The organism is Reichenbachiella agariperforans, from assembly GCF_900142205.1.
GTDB classification, from domain to species: Bacteria; Bacteroidota; Bacteroidia; order Cytophagales; family Cyclobacteriaceae; genus Reichenbachiella; species Reichenbachiella agariperforans.
Genome location: NZ_FRAA01000006.1, coordinates 16,424 through 31,645 on the forward strand (window position 1 = coordinate 16,424; position 15,222 = coordinate 31,645).

A 15,222-nucleotide genomic window follows, 5' to 3' on the forward strand; every position below is an offset into this window, starting at 1 on the left:
AATGTGTGATGGATATTCGTAAATGATTTTACGAATGCGAAGATAGCTAGTTCATCAAATTAACATTTAAATAACCACGGAATACTACCATATAAAACTGCAATATTTACGCTTAGAAGAAAGTCACACTGGCAGATGATAAATCAAATCTTTGTCTCAGGACAAAAACACTAAAAATTGCCTTATGATTGATACATCTACCACACGATTCTGATACTCCGCATCGGGTATCGCACCCATTTTGACTCGATGGTTTCGGTAGTTCATCTGGCTATCTATAGTTTGTCGAGCACTGATATGAATCTCTCGAACCCCTGTCTGTTCTACCAGCGATTTGATATTGTCGAGACGGACTCCTCCTCCAGCTAAAATCACAATCCGATCTCCGGCCTGTTGGACTAGTGCTGTCAACTGAGCGGCACCTTCTACCACATTGGCCTCCAGCCCCGAAGTGAGTACTCGATCTACTCCTATAGAAATCAAATCCTCCAATGCACGACTGGCGTCTGATACCATGTCAAAGGCACGATGAAATGTCACCTGCATCGGTCGAGCCAACTCGATCAGTTGCTGGGTTCTCTCTCGGTCTATGTTTCCATCTGACATCAAAAGGCCGAATACCACGCCATCTGCTCCCAGAGATTTAGCTTGTCGTACATCCTCTTGCATCACGCGAAACTCATCTTCGTCATACAAAAAATCTCCGCCTCTGGGGCGAATCATAACTTGAAGTCCAATACTCACCTGCTCACGGATGGTTTTGATCATACCGGCGCTCGGTGTGGTTCCTCCTTCGACCAGATTGTCACACAACTCCACACGATCTGCTCCACCTGCCAGAGCATTGCGCGCTGAGGTCACTGAATCTACACATACTTCGATTGTCGTTTTTCTACCTGTGAGCATGCTACAAACATAATGGAGAATATATAGTTGTATCAAAAAGCTCCGGAGTAAAGCTTCGTGAGGACACGAACCTCGCTGGAGGCAGATTAGACAAACAAAAAAGTCGATGAAGCACACCTCCATCGACTTTCCAAAACAATATTTACCAAACAATCAAAGTGCTACGCTAACACGACGACTTCTTTTCTTAGCTTCTTTGCAGCATTCACGAGGTGTAAAAGCGCCTGCTTGGTCTCTGGCCATTGTCTGGTTTTGAGTCCACAGTCTGGATTGACCCAAATGTTGCCAATAGGCAACAGTTTACTTGCTCGCTGAAGTAGTTTTTCGATTTCTTCCTGACTCGGTACCCGCGGTGAGTGAATGTCATAGACACCTGGCCCGATTTCGTTAGGGTACTTAAACTCCACGAAGGCGTCCAAAAGCTCCATTTCAGATCTGGAGGTTTCGATCGTGATCACATCGGCATCCATGTCTGCTATGCTATCGATAATGTCATTGAACTCAGAATAGCACATGTGTGTGTGAATCTGTGTGCCGTCCTGCACACCACTTGCTGATATTCTAAATGCCTCCACGGCCCAGTCCAAATAGGTTTTCCAATCCTCTCGACGAAGGGGCAAGCCCTCCCGAATCGCTGGTTCGTCTATCTGAATCACTGCCAGACCAGCTGCCTCTAAGTCACACACTTCGTCTCGTATGGCCAGTGCGATCTGCTGACAGGTCGTAGCTCTCGGCTGATCGTTTCGGACGAAAGACCACTGTAGGATCGTGACTGGCCCAGTCAGCATTCCTTTAACAGGACGATCAGTCAAAGACTGTGCATAGCTAGACCACTTGACTGTCATCGGCTGTCTCCTATATACATCCCCAAAAATAATCGGAGGCTTGACACAGCGACTCCCATAACTCTGTACCCACCCAAACTGCGTGAATACAAAACCTTCGAGTTTTTCCCCGAAATACTCGACCATGTCATTGCGCTCGAACTCACCATGCACCAAGACGTCTAAGCCTATCTCTTCTTGAAAACGAATCGTTGCTTCGGTTTCCTTTTTGAGCAACTGGTCATATTGTCCCTGAGTCAGGCCTCCCTTCTTGAACTTGGCACGCCAGCTTCTCACCTCTGGGGTCTGTGGGAAGGAACCTATAGTGGTCGTCGGGTAAAGTGGAAGCTTCAAAGTCTCGCGCTGGGTAGTTTGGCGCACAGAGAAGGCAGAGATGCGCTGGCTATGAGAAGGTGCCAATCTCTCGACACGACGCTTCACTTTCGGGTCATGGATGAAACCTGAGGTTCGTCTATCATCATTAGCCTTTTTGTTCGTGACTAATTCTTCGACCAATGCCTCAGACTTCACCTCTACAGTCAAAGCCTTCAGTGTGACTACTTCACTCACTTTTTGTTTGGCGAATGCCAACCAGTTTTTGACAGTATCTGGTAACTGTGCGTTGTTCTCCTCCAGATCCAAGTCGCAGGGACTATGGAGCAGCGAACATGAGCTCGCGACCCATACGCGTTCACCTCCCAGTTGTTTGACAGCACGCTGAATGACTTCTAGAGAGGATTGAAAATCGTTTTTCCAGACATTGCGACCATCAACTAGTCCGAGAGAAAGAATCAGTTGATCGTTTAGTTTTGGGGATCCCAAAATATCATCCAACTGCGAGGAACAACGAACCAAATCCAAGTGTAAAGAGTGGATAGGCAACTCCAATACCCTATCGAGATGGTCTCCATAGCAATCAAAATAGCTGGTCAAGGCGATTTCTAACGTAGGGAACCTGTGTGCGAGCTGTGTATAGGTCTGAGTGATGGCTGATTGTGCAGATGTATCTAGATTCAGTGCTAGACATGGCTCATCGAACTGGATCTGAGTAGCCCCGAGATCAATCAGCTGGTCGATCAGCTCAAAATATACTGGCAATAGCTGATCCAGTAAATCAAGGCGGTTGAACCCCGCCTCCTTCTCTTTCCCCAAAAGCAAAAAGGTCACAGGAGCGATCAAGACAGGCTTGGTCTGTAGCCCTAGTTGGAGTGCTTCTTTGTATTCTCCCACGATTTTGGTTGCGTCTAGCGCGAAAGTCTGATTCTGAACAAACTCAGGGACGATATAATGATAGTTGGTGTCGAACCATTTGGTCATCTCCATGGCGGTGACATCATAGCCGTCACGCTGAATCCCACGTGCCATCGCGAAATATAGATCAAGACGTGAAGACTCTGCTTTGACCTGCTGATAGCGCTGTGGAATACACCCCAGTGTCAGCGTCATATCCAAGACCTGATCGTAAAGCGAAAAATCATTGGATGGAATGTAGTCTACTCCAGCCTTCTGTTGAAGTGCCCAATTTTGTCTCCTGATGGTTTTGGCTGTGGTCAGCAATTCTTCCGCATCAATCTCTTGTTTCCAATACTTCTCTGATGCTCTCTTTAGTTCACGTTGGCTGCCTATTCTGGGATAGCCCAATATGCTGGTTTTCATAGTTTGTTTAGATTTATTTTCTCCACAAAACTATATATCAAGTGTAATGATCCGAATTATAAAATATATTTGGTTATTAAATCTTAATATGGGTTATATCAAAGATTATTAATTTATCAATACATGATTTCGGACGCCAAAACAGAAAAATTTTCTACCCCAAAACTCGACGAAGTAGACCTTAAACTACTCGACCTCCTTCAGACTCAGTCTAACTTGACGACCAAAGAGCTCGCCAAACGAGTCAATCTTTCAGCTACTCCCGTATTCGAACGAATCAAGAGGTTGGAAAAAAATGGCTTTATCAAAAAGTACATTGCGGTGCTAGATGCTGACAAATTGGACAGGGGGTTGATCGTGTTTTGTAACATCACGCTCAAGCAACACACCAAAGCTATCGGCAATCAGTTCGTCGAAGAGATCACTGCCCTCAAGGAGGTCACCGAGTGCTACAACATCTCGGGTGACTATGATTTTCTGCTGAAAGTTCTCGTCAAAGACATGAAGCACTATCAGGACTTTGTATTCAACAGCCTCGGATCGGTCAGCAACATCGGCAGTGCACATAGCACCTTTGTGATGGGCGAGATCAAGCAGACCCATGCTGTGCCTATTGGGGTATAAAAAAAAGTCCACGAACGATAGCGTTCATGGACTTTTATCAAACTTGATTGAGCTGCTCTATTATTTCTTAGCAGGGATGGTTACTTGAACCGTCACATCAGGCCACAGTTTAGATACGCCATCCGATCCTTTGTGTAGCAGTTCGCACACACTGTTGAGTGAGTCGATCGCCGCGCCACCGTTCCAGTTGGTCACGTCTATAGAAGCCGTCAAGATCAAAGTTGAGTCGTTGGTGATGTAGCTAAACGGTACAGCACTCGTCGTGTCGTTCATCATGAGCGACAGTTCGCCACTACCTGCGTCTGCGGAAACGATTTTTCCTTCGATCGCTGGGGTATTGAATGTGCCAAAGAAAGACTCTTTGATTTTTGGGTCTCTCGTCGCTTCGTTAGAGTTAACGCTTGATGTATTGATGCTAAAGCTACCATCTGTCAATACACTTTCGACAGTACCCTCACCGCCAGCGGTCACAGCTACCTCATCGAAGGTACCCGATACACCGACTCTTTCGGTCAGCTTAAAAGCCGTCCATTTGATCTGCGCGGCAGCTACGTCATAGACGATTTCTTTGGTCGCCTCTTCTGATTTTTCTTCTTGTGCCTTCTTAGGAGTACAAGCGTACATCGAGAATAGGGCAACTATCACAGGGATATAATTTTTGGTTTTCATACGATTGTTTTTGAATGTAGACCAAATTTAACACAATGGTAGAGCCATACAATAGCTTAACAAAAGAATCGAAACTTACTCAATGCCAAAGATTCCAGATTAGTCGATTCAGCCTCTCCCTAACACACCGGATGACGAATGATCGTTCTCAACTTTTCTTCCGCAGTTCGCCTTGGATCACTCAGGTAGATTTCTGTGTGATACCCATTCGGTTTGAGACACTGCTCTTGCATCAGACTCAATATTTTATCTATTGTTGGTTTTTCTTCCTGATACGAACCTACGTGCAAGCACTGCACGCATTCTCCTAGATTGATCACTTCATATTGTACGCCTGTCACATCTAGTGATTTGTCCCTAGACAGAGCAGCTGCTATGCCCGCTTCGAAAACACCCTCACTCACCGAGATTGGCATACGCATGAGTAGCCGCCAGTGCCATTGATCCTGAGGAGTACTCTCAAACAGGTGCTGCTGCTCATAACCGCCCGCTATCCACCACTGCCCCTCCATTTTGGGGATTTTAAAATCCAAATCCTCCGCCTTCTGCATAAACTTGATGGTGTAGGCTACCTTGTAGAGCTTTTCTATCGCGGAGAGAAACCGCTCTGCGTCTGGCGCGGACTGTCCGGAGATCGTGAGGTAGGGGTAAGTCCCCAAATCTACAACCTCTGCTTTCTTCTTGGCGGTATAGTACACCTTGTCCGACTTGGTCAAATCTAGTTTTTCTGCTACCATGGTTTAGTTTTTAAAGTGGCCCGAAAATTTCATATCCGCTACGTATTGCATCAACAATGCGAACTGTGGATGTTTCTCCAACTCCTGTTGTGCATTTTTGGCGTGGGCTAGCGTCTCCCAGCCGACCCAGTCCATCAGCTGATTGTCCTGACCACAGGATCTGTAGCTCTGTACGCCGAGATAGCCCGGCATTTCTTCTAGACATGCTTTGACGATATGCTGCACTTTTTGGTATTCCATTTTCAGCTCTTCCTTGATCGTATAGATCACCAGCTCTTTGATTTCTGTATTCATCTGTTGATTTTGTTTTGTTCGAATACAAAGAAACTCGCGTGAGTGACAGCCCTATGTCACTGCATTTTTTGAATCAAAAAAATTATTGATACTGGTCAAAAATCTCTTGACTGAGGGTTTTGGCAATCTTCTTCAAAGATGACGGTGCTACAATGCGTCCATACTTGCCATACATCATCATCCATCGCGCAAAGTAATACGGGTCTGGAATCATAAATTTCATTTCGCTCCATTCTCCTTTCTTTATCTCACTGACGAAACCATACTGGTACTTACTATCGACTATGTATTTGATTATACTACTATGTAGCTCGACGGTGACCTCTTCCAGTACGAAACGTGACCTTTGCTCCTCAATAAAATCATCATAATTGGGGTAGTCTTTTGGGTCGAACGTCCGTGGAGTCAGTTCTAGGTTTCGGATGCGGGTCGTCCTAAAATCACGAATCTGCTCCCGCAGAAAACAATAACCAATCAAATGCCAGTTGTCATTGTAGTAGATCAACCCTAATGGTGCCACTTGCCGATTGGAGACGGTCTCGTTATAATTGGAAAAGTACTCCATGTCTACCACTAGATGCTCCGCTACTGCCTGTTGCACATCTGGGAAAAACTGATCCTGAAAATCATCATGATTAGCACTATTTCTCTGAAGCACACTTACTTTTTCTTCTAGCGTCTGGAGATAGTCTTTGTCAGAGTAGCGGAGTACTGCTTTGATTTTCATCAATGCTTCCTCAAAAGCCTGAACTGTTTTCTTGTCTGATCTTGGCGCGAGTAGCTTTCCGCCGAGCAGTAGAGCAGCGGCCTCTTGCTTGTCAAACACCACTGGAGGCAAATGGTAGCCCTCGACGATGAAGTACCCCTGAGCAGCATCGCCTCCTATCGGTACGCCCGCCTCGATCAATGCACGGATATCACGAAAGACTGTGCGCCTGCCGATCTCAAATCTATCTTCGATCTCCACCAATGGTATTCTTTTTTTGCTCTGCAGCTGTACCATGATAGCAGACAGGCGGTCAATACGGTTCATGGAGTTAAAATTAGGACTAATTTTGAATGCATACCAGTACGTCCCGCACCAAAGGACGCTGTTTTTGTAGAGAGATTCTACAGTCTGGGGTGATGCTAATCAAAGTGTTTCTGGATTTGGCATGGTCTAAAAAAACACAAAACAACTGTAAATCAGCTATTTAAGTTTTTTATTTTGCCTTGGCACGCCTTTGTCTATATGACTATCAAACAAAATTAAAAATTCACTTAAAATTTTATACCTATGAAAATTGCAAGAAAATTAATCGCGTCATTGATGTTGTCATTCGTAGTAGCAGGTGCTGCTTTTGCTCAAACTGTAGATCCAAATGCTCCTACTGATGAAGCCATGGAACAAGAGATGCAGTCTGAAAAAACAGCCATCGCTATGGAAGAAGTTCCTGCTGAAGTACAAGATGGCCTTCAAGAAACCAACATCCAAACTGCTGAAGTAGAAGAGGTATACAAACTAGATTTGACTGACGAGACACTCTATGAGTTCGTCGTGACCTCTGAAGGTGTGAAATGGGCTATACAGTTCGATACCGAAGGGAATTACGTGAACAAAAAAGCTTTAAGTTAATCTGCACTCTTTTATTTATATATCATTCCCCCTTTTGAAAAGGAGCCGTGTATGCGGCTCCTTTTTTTGTGCAGAAAAATGAATTTTGTTCAGCTTATTGCTCCACAGGTTAGCTCACCACATCAATCTCGGGATAGCTAATGCGGGTAGTAAGCTATTTTAAGACAGTTTTTGCTTTCATAAGGTTAGTGGCATAGATATATGTACTTTTATATCAGATCTACACCACTATGAAAAACTTGTTAAGAGTGCTCAGTATTGGACTGATTGTGACTCAAGTTAGTTTTGCACAAAGCAACGAGTATGTTGTTTTTACCAAAGCGAAAAAATTACCCCAACCTATTTTTGGAATGTCGTATGCCGCAAACGGGCAAAAAGCAATACTTGCTGGAGGGCGTTCTTTTTCGGCTAATTCGGACGAGATATATGTATATGATAGTGCCATTGATGAGTGGTTGAACTTGTCTTCGTCTAGTCCGTTGAAACCAACACTTTTTGGAGGGGCGGTATACCTTGAGGATTATGGTAGCGTGCTTTTCGCTGGAGGCACGACGCAGACACGTGATCATGTGTTGCTGATTGACAACATTCAGTTTTACGATATGAAGACGTTTCAGTCTTCGGATTTAGGCGAAAACCCTATTGCAGCGAAGAATCAAGGTTTGGCTTATGCAAATGATAAAGTTTACATCTTTGGTGGCTCGACAGGGAGAAAGGCAGATAAAGAAGGTGTTGAGTTCGAATTTAACAAACGCATGTATGTCTATAACCTTAAAACGGGACTCATGCAGCAGCTATCTGATATGCCAGAGGGCAAAGAAACCAAAGGTTGTATTGTAGCAGGAACGTTGTATACACTAGGTGGGTATGGAGAGAAGGCCAGTGATCAGATCCATGCCTATGATATTCAAAAAGACAAGTGGAGTAAAATAGGTCGATTGAAAAACCCCTGTTCTGCCTATGCTCTTGTTCAGTATCAACAGTACATTTTTCTTATAGGGGATTATAAGTTTATGGATCAAATGGTCGTTTTTGATACTAAAAGCTTAAAGACAAAAACCTTTAAGATGAACTTCCGCGGACGACACATGGGAGCAGCAGTATTAGAGGGTGAGCTACATGTCTTTGGAGGCTTTGATCCAGAAAAAAGCCGAAGCTCTGGATCCGCTCAACATTGGAAATTGGATCTAGATCAATTTTTTAAATACAACTATTGATATTAAAAGTTTGATAATCAGGCTATTTAGTCTTTTCTAGAACCTTTCAAATAATAGGTGGTTTTTGTTTGAGCATGATTGCATAGATTTATTCATTCATCAAAACAACAACCTCATGAGAGTATTAACCCTAGTCGTGCTGATTTCATCCATTTCTTGGATGTCGTTCGCACAGGACAAAACTTGGCGAGGAAAGTTCGAGCCAATCGATCGGATGATTGATCCACCGAGTACCTATCGTACTGCCTCTGGTGCCCCAGGCGCAGACTACTGGCAGCAGCGTGCTGATTACAAAATCAAAGCGTCTTTGGACGAGAAAACCCGAGTACTGTCGGGCGAAGAGACCATTACTTATTATAACAATTCTCCGGATGAATTGCCATACCTCTGGCTACAGCTAGAGCAAAATGTCAATCGTAAGGAGAATGAAGGCTTTGGTGGGATCTTTAGTGTCAAGGACTCGATGACTTCTCAGCGTATGCAGTATCTGCTACGACCGATTGAGTTTGAGGCAGGGTACACTATCTCGTATATCAAGGATGCTTCGGGTAAGACCTTGAAATCCCTCGTCAACAATACGATGATGAAAGTGATGCTACCAGAACCGCTGCAGCCGAACACGTCGGTGACTTTCTCTATTGGTTGGTCTTACCCTGTGACGGACCGATCCAATTTTCTGCTGTCTCGGGAGGGCTATGAGTATTTTCCAGAGGATGATAACTGTGTTTTTTTAATCGCACACTGGTTTCCTCGCATGGCGGTGTACAACGATACCGAGGGCTGGCAAAACCAACAGTTTCAGAAGCTGGGGGAGTTTGCGCTAGAGTTTGGCAACTATGATGTGGAGATCACTGTGCCAGCTGATCACCTCGTCGCGGCGACTGGGGAGTTACAAAACGATAAGGACATCCTGTCTTCGGACCAAAAAAAGCGAATGACGAAAGCCAGAAAATCATTTGACGAACCTATTATGATTGTGACCCCAGAGGAGGCTGCCGCCAATGAAAAAACAAAAAGCACCGATACCAAGACGTGGAAGTTCCATGCAGAAAATGTGCGTGACTTTGCCTTTGCGAGTTCGCGAAAATTCATCTGGGATGCACAGGCTGTCAAGTTGCCCAACCGTATCACGATGGCTATGTCTTTCTATCCCAAAGAAGGGCTGCCCGTTTGGAGTGAGGAGTCCACTCAGGCAGTCGTCCATGCGCTAGAGGTGTACTCGGAGGCTACTTTCAACTATCCCTATCCAGTAGCGATATCGGTTAATACGTCTAATATCGGGATGGAATTTCCGATGATCAGCTTCAACGGCGGGCGACCAATCGATGGAGAAATGAGTCACAATGCCAAAGAAGGTATGATCCGAACTATTGTGCACGAGGTGGGGCACAACTGGTTTCCAATGATCGTGAGCTCTGACGAACGCAAATGGATGTGGATGGACGAGGGGTTGAATACTTACCTAGACCAAAAAACTATGGCGGAGCGTTATCCACAGTTTCATAGTTTGACACCAAAGGATATGATCCCCTACATGGATGGAGATCAAAATGTCATGCGTCCTATCATGGTGACATCTGATGTCGAGTCATTGTATAGCATAGGAGCCAACTTCTATGACAAGCCGACGGCTGGCTTTCAGATTTTGAGAGAGTCAGTGATGGGGCCAGAGTTGTTTGATGCGGCGTTCAAAGAGTATGCCACACGATGGATGTACAAACACCCGAACCCAGCGGATCTGTTTCGTACGCTAGAAGATGCTTCTGCCGTGGATTTGGATTGGTTTTGGCGAGGGTGGTACTTTACCACAGACAAGGTCGACATCAATCTGACGGAAGTCAAATGGTTTCAGATGAGTGAAGAAGAGGTAGTGATTGAAAACAAAGGCAAGAAAGTAAAATCAAAAATCAGCGGGAAAGATGAAAAGGCAGAAATGACAAAGGATTTTTCTGCTGGCCCACAACCTTTCAATATGATTAACACACCTGACAAAAGCTATGGCGGGTTCCTCAGTAGAATAGATGAGACAGCTATGCGTGATCAAGTTTCAGGGAAAAACATCTATGAGCTAACCCTCAAAAATGAAGGAGGGCTCATCATGCCAGTCATCATCGAGTGGACGTATACAGACGGTAGTACTGAGATTGATAGGTTGCCAGCCGAGGTGTGGCGGCTCAATGAAGTGCAGATCAAAAAGACTTTCTTAAAAGAGAAAGAGGTGGCTAGTATCACTATTGATCCGCAACAAGAGTTACCCGATGTGAACATGGAGAACAATTCTTTTCCTCGCATAGAGGTCAAGTCCGAGTTTGACGCATTTAAGGAGTAAAAGATCAGAAATTAAATAAGGTGTAGGGGCATTCCTGCACCTTATTTTACATTATAATCTACTATTTCAGGCGTAGGGTATTGTACCAGCGGTGTAAAGTTCTCTTTCCAAAAATCTAGGTCTAGTAGCTTACCTTCTTTGTCTTTGGTCAGTGAGAGCACGACCTTCACACCATCAGTGTCCACATACTTGCACTGCACGAGATCTCCGTCATAGAGGTCAGGGCGATCATTGTCAAAATTAATGCTGCCCATATAGGGGTCACCATACTGTGTGACTGTCTCAGATACAGGAAATTGATCAGTGTTAGCAGTGATATGCGAGAGCATTGCTGTTACTATGGCTTTTTCTTGGGATGTGATTGCTCTTGATTTATTCATGGATAATCGCTCTTTCATTTAAATATTCGAGCGCAATATTATTTATTCTATGCCATTTGTGCATATTTTGCAGCTCGATCAAAATGCGATATGACGAAGATTTCATTTGACCTGTGGGGATTGCAATTATTGGAGCCCATGGGATTTTTGCTTAACATGGTGATGTGCCTACTCTCCATGTTCCTTTATTTTAGACTGAAGGACGAAGAGATCAGTGACTTTAAAAAGTACTGGATCAATTTCTATTGGCTCTTTGCTTTGTCTACTTTCTTCGGAGGCTTTTCGCATTTGATGTTTAATTATTTCGGGATGATGGGCAAAATACCTGGTTGGTTAGCGGGTGTTTTGGCAATCTCTAGTATCGAAATGGCCGTAGCGACCCAGTACGAAGGCCGTCAAAATACACTAAAGAATCTTGTCCGAGCCAAAGCCGTCATTATACTCCTGCTACTATCTATCAACCTCCAGTTCACATGGGTGATGATACATACTGCGATTGGCCTTTTGTTTATCCTAGGCGCATCTTCTATCCATCAAGTACGCATGGGAGCGTCTCACTATTATTTATTTCTCTATTCGATTGGTTTGATGATTTTGACACTCCCGTTTCGTTTGGGAGGAATAGATTTACACCTTTGGTTTAACAGAGATGATGTCAGCCATGTTTTTATGATCCTGTCTTTGATTTTGTTTTATAAAGGGGTCAAGCACAGAGAGCTGGTGTTCAAAGAAGCTATTTGAAACGCATCATCCTGAGTGCCACTTTAGGTGCAAGACGGTGAAGAAGTCGGAGTAGTTTTACCTTTCCGATATTGATTTCATACATATCCTTTTTGAGTCCTCTCATAAACTCATCTACCAGTGTTTCTGGTGATATTTTCATCCCCTCATTGTCTTCTGTCATGGCCGTATCTACTAGACTGGGTATGAGCTCGAATACTTTCATCCGATCTTCTAGTTGATAGCGTAGCACCTGCGTGTAGGTGTGCAGACCAGACTTGGTCACGGCATAGATGGGCGCGGATTGTTTCGGTACAAAAGCCAAGGCCGAGGTGACGTTGACTATGGCACAGTTGGGGTTACGCTCCAGTACAGGCAGTAGTCCATTGGTCAAGAGGATGGGAGCGATCAGATTGGTTTCCATTTCTTCGTATACCCAGTGTGTGACGTTGGGTTGCTCTGGGATGTGATAGTTGAACTGTACACCTGCGTTGTTGATGAGGATATTCAGGTCAGAGTGCTGATGTTGTATATGCCTGATGAGCGCTTGGATGTCATCTGTTTTGGTGAGGTCACACAGGTAGACTTCTAGCGCAGGTAGTCGTTTGGCGAGACTATTCAGTGCAAAGGCGTTTCGACCTGTGATGATTACTTGATTGCCCATTTGTAAAAAACGCTCTGCCATAGCTAGACCTATGCCTCGGCTACCACCTGTGATGAGTATTTTATTTCCTGTTAGTTTCATGGTTTTGTATTGGAATAAATGAGCCTGAGATCAAAAGTTGATTCGGTAGAGTACGTCTGGAAAGAAGCCTGTTTGTTCTACTACGTTGATAGCGTCAGTGACCTCATTGTAGCGACGTACAAATTCATTTTTTCGATTGGTGACATTTTGGAAATCAATGTAGAACTGGTGTGACACATTGCGTTTGGTGCTGTTGAGTCGGACACCTAGTTTGACATCCCAACGGAGATAGTTGGCCAACTGATCTTCAAACGCCTGATTCTCGTAGCGTACTTCTTCGCCATTGTTTTGTCGTGTGGCGGCTAGGTCAATGGGCGTATAGCGCTGGCCGCCAGCGGTTGTGAATTTGGTATCAAATGTCCATGCATGTTGGCTCTGGCTACCGAACTTCCACTCTTTCCCGAAGAGTGTATTGAAAACAAACTGGTTGTTGAATGCGGTATTGCGCATCAGGCCATCACTGCCTTTGTACTCTGAGTTGTAGATGGAAGTTGTCATGAGGAGATAGTAGCCTTGACTAAAGAATTTTTCTAAAGTCAGCTCTATACCATAGTTACGTCCAGTTCCTTCATTGACAAGTGAGCCTTTGTTGTCGAAGACAAAGTCGGCTCCCTCGTTGACCACCGAGTAACTGCTGGGTAAAGATTCTACTGGGACATCAAAGAGGTACTGATAGTATAGTTCTGACTTGAGTCGCCAGTCCGTGCCTAGGCTGCGGTTGTATCCCAAAACAAAGTGGTGACTTCTCGTAAAGCCAAGATTCTCGTTGGTACGTTCGTAAACCCCAGGGCTGGTTTCTTCTTCGTAGAAGAGCACTGGGCTAGGAATGGCCTGCGCATGTAGTCCGTAGGCGAAACTTATGCGCTGATAGCTGTTTAGCTCATAACTCACGGCAGCCCGTGGCTCCAAAGCCTTGGATTCGGTATGGGAGTGGTAGAGAGCGTGGAGACCATAGGTGATACTGAGACGGTCAGATGCATTGTACATTGCCTGAGCGAAGAGCTGACTGACAGCATAGCGGTCATCAAAATCTCTAGCCAGTATATAATAGTCAGGAATGCCATCTCCATTATTGTCCGGGATGTCGGCTTGGTTGTCTCGACTTTCTGTGAAAAAGTTAGGGAGATACATTTCACTCAAAAAGCCTGTACGCAACGACCATCGTGCATTAAACTTCTTGTTGAGCGCAGAGGTGAGTGATATACGGCTTTCACGGTTGTTGACATTGACTGCTCGGTATTTGTCAGTGATGTCATCATTGGCATCTCTGACGAAATTGTCCTGAAAGAACTGATTGCTATAGGTGGATGCACCAACGGTCGATTTGATATAAGCTGTTTTGCCCAATCGGCCTGTATGGCTTAATCCCAAAAGGCCAAGGTCATTGTCTACAAAGGCATCTTCGTCGGGATTGGCAAAGAGATCATTCTCGTCAATGTCTTCTCCGAAAAAATCAATGCTACTCAGTCCTCCCATACCAAAGAGTTCAAAACGACCCAATGGGCTGGTGCCAAAGTTTAGTTTGAAAGATAAGTCTTGATAGATAGGTACAGCACTCGTCCCAGTAGCAGCCATCTGGGCCAGCCCGTAGCGGTAGGATATCAAGAATGAAGAGCCGTTTTTCTTACTGAGAGGCCCTTCTGCCATAGCTTCTAGACCAGAGAAGATGCTCATTTGACCTGTGAACTCATATTGGTCTGAGTTGCCATTGCGAAAGTTGACATCAAAAACCGCTGCGTTGGCATTGCCATATTCTGCTGGGAAAGCCCCCGTTAGGAAGTCAGAGCTACGGAGCATGTTGGTATTGAGTGCGCTGACTGGGCCTCCTGTCGTCCCGAGTGTGGCGAAGTGATTGGTGGTGGCGATGGGGAGGCCGTTGAGTCGCCAGAGTAGGCCTGTGGGTGAGTTGCCACGCACGACGATATCGTTTCGAGAGTCATTGGGAGCACTTACTCCTGCAAAAGAAGCTGCCAGTCGTGCCACATCATTTCTCCCTCCAGAAAAACGAGTGACATCATCAGGGCTAAAAGTCCGGGCACTGACTTTGGCGAGTTCATTGATGGGTAGGTCTCTATCAGCATCCGCAGAGATCACGACTTCACTGAGTTGCTCGACAGATTCTTCTAGTTTGATCCGCAGCATGACTTCTTTTCCAGCTGTTACGAGGATATTGGGTAGGGTGATACTTTTGTATCCTATGTAGCTGATCTGTAGAGATTGTCGTCCAGTGGGTACATTTTCTAGACTGAAAAGTCCATTTATGTCACTGAGGCCACCGACTATGGGGCTGGATCCGACTAGTTGTATGGATGCACCGATGAGTGGGTATTCGGATTGGGCATCTATGATGCTTCCTTTTACTGTTTGCACTTGGGCTTGGCTGATACTAATCAGGGCGAGTAGGATACCCACTAGAATGGTAATGGTCTTTTTCATTCGTTTATTGGTTTTCGACGAAAGTAGGGGAGTGCTTTTTTTTAGAAAATGAAAGCAAGGTGAATAGGGC

The 15,222-nt window shown here is 44.9% G+C and carries 14 protein-coding genes; 5 read left to right on the top strand and 9 right to left on the bottom strand.

Annotated features, from left to right (window positions below):
* Positions 1-156: 156 nt before the first annotated feature.
* The gene (locus BUB99_RS14705; protein WP_073123618.1) at positions 157-906 is read right to left on the bottom strand and encodes a copper homeostasis protein CutC; all 750 of its coding nucleotides are present in this window, start codon (positions 904-906) and stop codon (positions 157-159) included.
* 161 nt (positions 907-1,067) lie between these two features.
* Positions 1,068-3,386: a 5-methyltetrahydropteroyltriglutamate--homocysteine S-methyltransferase gene (gene metE / locus BUB99_RS14710; protein ID WP_073123620.1), complete on the bottom strand. Its 2,319-nt coding sequence runs from the start codon at positions 3,384-3,386 to the stop codon at positions 1,068-1,070.
* 123 nt (positions 3,387-3,509) lie between these two features.
* Here metE and BUB99_RS14715 point away from each other — a divergent pair, with 123 nt between their 5' ends.
* On the top strand, positions 3,510-4,010 hold the full coding sequence (locus BUB99_RS14715) for an Lrp/AsnC family transcriptional regulator (RefSeq protein ID WP_073123622.1): 501 nt from the start codon (positions 3,510-3,512) through the stop codon (positions 4,008-4,010).
* Between the two features lie 60 nt (positions 4,011-4,070).
* On the opposite strand, the gene BUB99_RS14720 is transcribed toward BUB99_RS14715, so the two are convergent.
* The 4 genes from BUB99_RS14720 to BUB99_RS14735 all read right to left on the bottom strand — a co-directional run bounded on the left by BUB99_RS14720 (position 4,071) and on the right by BUB99_RS14735 (position 6,743).
* Entirely contained in the window at positions 4,071-4,679 is a 609-nt protein-coding gene (locus BUB99_RS14720) for a YceI family protein (RefSeq protein WP_073123624.1), read from the bottom strand.
* A 119-nt stretch (positions 4,680-4,798) separates the two neighbouring features.
* Positions 4,799-5,416, bottom strand: coding sequence for a GyrI-like domain-containing protein (locus BUB99_RS14725; RefSeq protein WP_073123626.1), 618 nt, complete (start codon positions 5,414-5,416; stop codon positions 4,799-4,801).
* 3 nt (positions 5,417-5,419) lie between these two features.
* Complete coding sequence (locus tag BUB99_RS14730; protein ID WP_073123628.1) at positions 5,420-5,710, bottom strand: antibiotic biosynthesis monooxygenase family protein; 291 nt, start codon at positions 5,708-5,710, stop codon at positions 5,420-5,422.
* An 82-nt stretch (positions 5,711-5,792) separates the two neighbouring features.
* Positions 5,793-6,743: a helix-turn-helix transcriptional regulator gene (locus BUB99_RS14735; RefSeq protein ID WP_073123630.1), complete on the bottom strand. Its 951-nt coding sequence runs from the start codon at positions 6,741-6,743 to the stop codon at positions 5,793-5,795.
* 243 nt (positions 6,744-6,986) lie between these two features.
* Here BUB99_RS14735 and BUB99_RS14740 point away from each other — a divergent pair, with 243 nt between their 5' ends.
* From BUB99_RS14740 to BUB99_RS14750, 3 genes are all read left to right on the top strand, one after another.
* On the top strand, positions 6,987-7,325 hold the full coding sequence (locus BUB99_RS14740; protein WP_139281031.1) for a hypothetical protein: 339 nt from the start codon (positions 6,987-6,989) through the stop codon (positions 7,323-7,325).
* 230 nt (positions 7,326-7,555) lie between these two features.
* On the top strand, positions 7,556-8,542 hold the full coding sequence (locus tag BUB99_RS14745; protein ID WP_073123635.1) for a Kelch repeat-containing protein: 987 nt from the start codon (positions 7,556-7,558) through the stop codon (positions 8,540-8,542).
* Between the two features lie 115 nt (positions 8,543-8,657).
* On the top strand, positions 8,658-10,871 hold the full coding sequence (locus tag BUB99_RS14750) for a M1 family metallopeptidase (protein WP_073124068.1): 2,214 nt from the start codon (positions 8,658-8,660) through the stop codon (positions 10,869-10,871).
* A 41-nt stretch (positions 10,872-10,912) separates the two neighbouring features.
* Here the strand turns inward: BUB99_RS14750 and BUB99_RS14755 are convergent, their stop codons facing one another.
* Positions 10,913-11,251: a DUF6984 family protein gene (locus BUB99_RS14755; protein ID WP_073123637.1), complete on the bottom strand. Its 339-nt coding sequence runs from the start codon at positions 11,249-11,251 to the stop codon at positions 10,913-10,915.
* 90 nt (positions 11,252-11,341) lie between these two features.
* Between BUB99_RS14755 and BUB99_RS14760 the strand changes: the two genes are divergently transcribed.
* A complete protein-coding gene (locus tag BUB99_RS14760) occupies positions 11,342-11,992 on the top strand; it encodes a DUF6962 family protein (protein WP_073123639.1) in 651 nt (216 codons plus the stop codon).
* Here the strand turns inward: BUB99_RS14760 and BUB99_RS14765 are convergent.
* Entirely contained in the window at positions 11,985-12,716 is a 732-nt protein-coding gene (locus tag BUB99_RS14765) for an SDR family oxidoreductase (protein WP_073123641.1), read from the bottom strand. The genes BUB99_RS14760 and BUB99_RS14765 overlap by 8 nt on opposite strands.
* Before the next feature lie 30 nt (positions 12,717-12,746).
* On the bottom strand, positions 12,747-15,152 hold the full coding sequence (locus BUB99_RS14770) for a TonB-dependent receptor (RefSeq protein WP_073123643.1): 2,406 nt from the start codon (positions 15,150-15,152) through the stop codon (positions 12,747-12,749).
* Between the last annotated feature and the right edge of the window lie 70 nt (positions 15,153-15,222).

Excerpts from the sequence above, each read along its gene's own strand:
- BUB99_RS14705 (WP_073123618.1), bottom strand. The coding sequence starts at position 906 with ATGCTCACAGGTAGAAAAACGACAATCGAAGTATGTGTAGATTCAGTG.
- metE (WP_073123620.1), bottom strand. The coding sequence starts at position 3,386 with ATGAAAACCAGCATATTGGGCTATCCCAGAATAGGCAGCCAACGTGAA.
- BUB99_RS14725 (WP_073123626.1), bottom strand. The coding sequence starts at position 5,416 with ATGGTAGCAGAAAAACTAGATTTGACCAAGTCGGACAAGGTGTACTAT.
- BUB99_RS14740 (WP_139281031.1), top strand. The coding sequence starts at position 6,987 with ATGAAAATTGCAAGAAAATTAATCGCGTCATTGATGTTGTCATTCGTA.
- BUB99_RS14760 (WP_073123639.1), top strand. The coding sequence starts at position 11,342 with ATGACGAAGATTTCATTTGACCTGTGGGGATTGCAATTATTGGAGCCC.
- BUB99_RS14750 (WP_073124068.1), top strand. The coding sequence starts at position 8,658 with ATGAGAGTATTAACCCTAGTCGTGCTGATTTCATCCATTTCTTGGATG.
- BUB99_RS14715 (WP_073123622.1), top strand. The coding sequence starts at position 3,510 with ATGATTTCGGACGCCAAAACAGAAAAATTTTCTACCCCAAAACTCGAC.
- BUB99_RS14770 (WP_073123643.1), bottom strand. The coding sequence starts at position 15,152 with ATGAAAAAGACCATTACCATTCTAGTGGGTATCCTACTCGCCCTGATT.
- BUB99_RS14765 (WP_073123641.1), bottom strand. The coding sequence starts at position 12,716 with ATGAAACTAACAGGAAATAAAATACTCATCACAGGTGGTAGCCGAGGC.
- BUB99_RS14745 (WP_073123635.1), top strand. The coding sequence starts at position 7,556 with ATGAAAAACTTGTTAAGAGTGCTCAGTATTGGACTGATTGTGACTCAA.
- BUB99_RS14730 (WP_073123628.1), bottom strand. The coding sequence starts at position 5,710 with ATGAATACAGAAATCAAAGAGCTGGTGATCTATACGATCAAGGAAGAG.
- BUB99_RS14735 (WP_073123630.1), bottom strand. The coding sequence starts at position 6,743 with ATGAACCGTATTGACCGCCTGTCTGCTATCATGGTACAGCTGCAGAGC.
- BUB99_RS14720 (WP_073123624.1), bottom strand. The coding sequence starts at position 4,679 with ATGAAAACCAAAAATTATATCCCTGTGATAGTTGCCCTATTCTCGATG.
- BUB99_RS14755 (WP_073123637.1), bottom strand. The coding sequence starts at position 11,251 with ATGAATAAATCAAGAGCAATCACATCCCAAGAAAAAGCCATAGTAACA.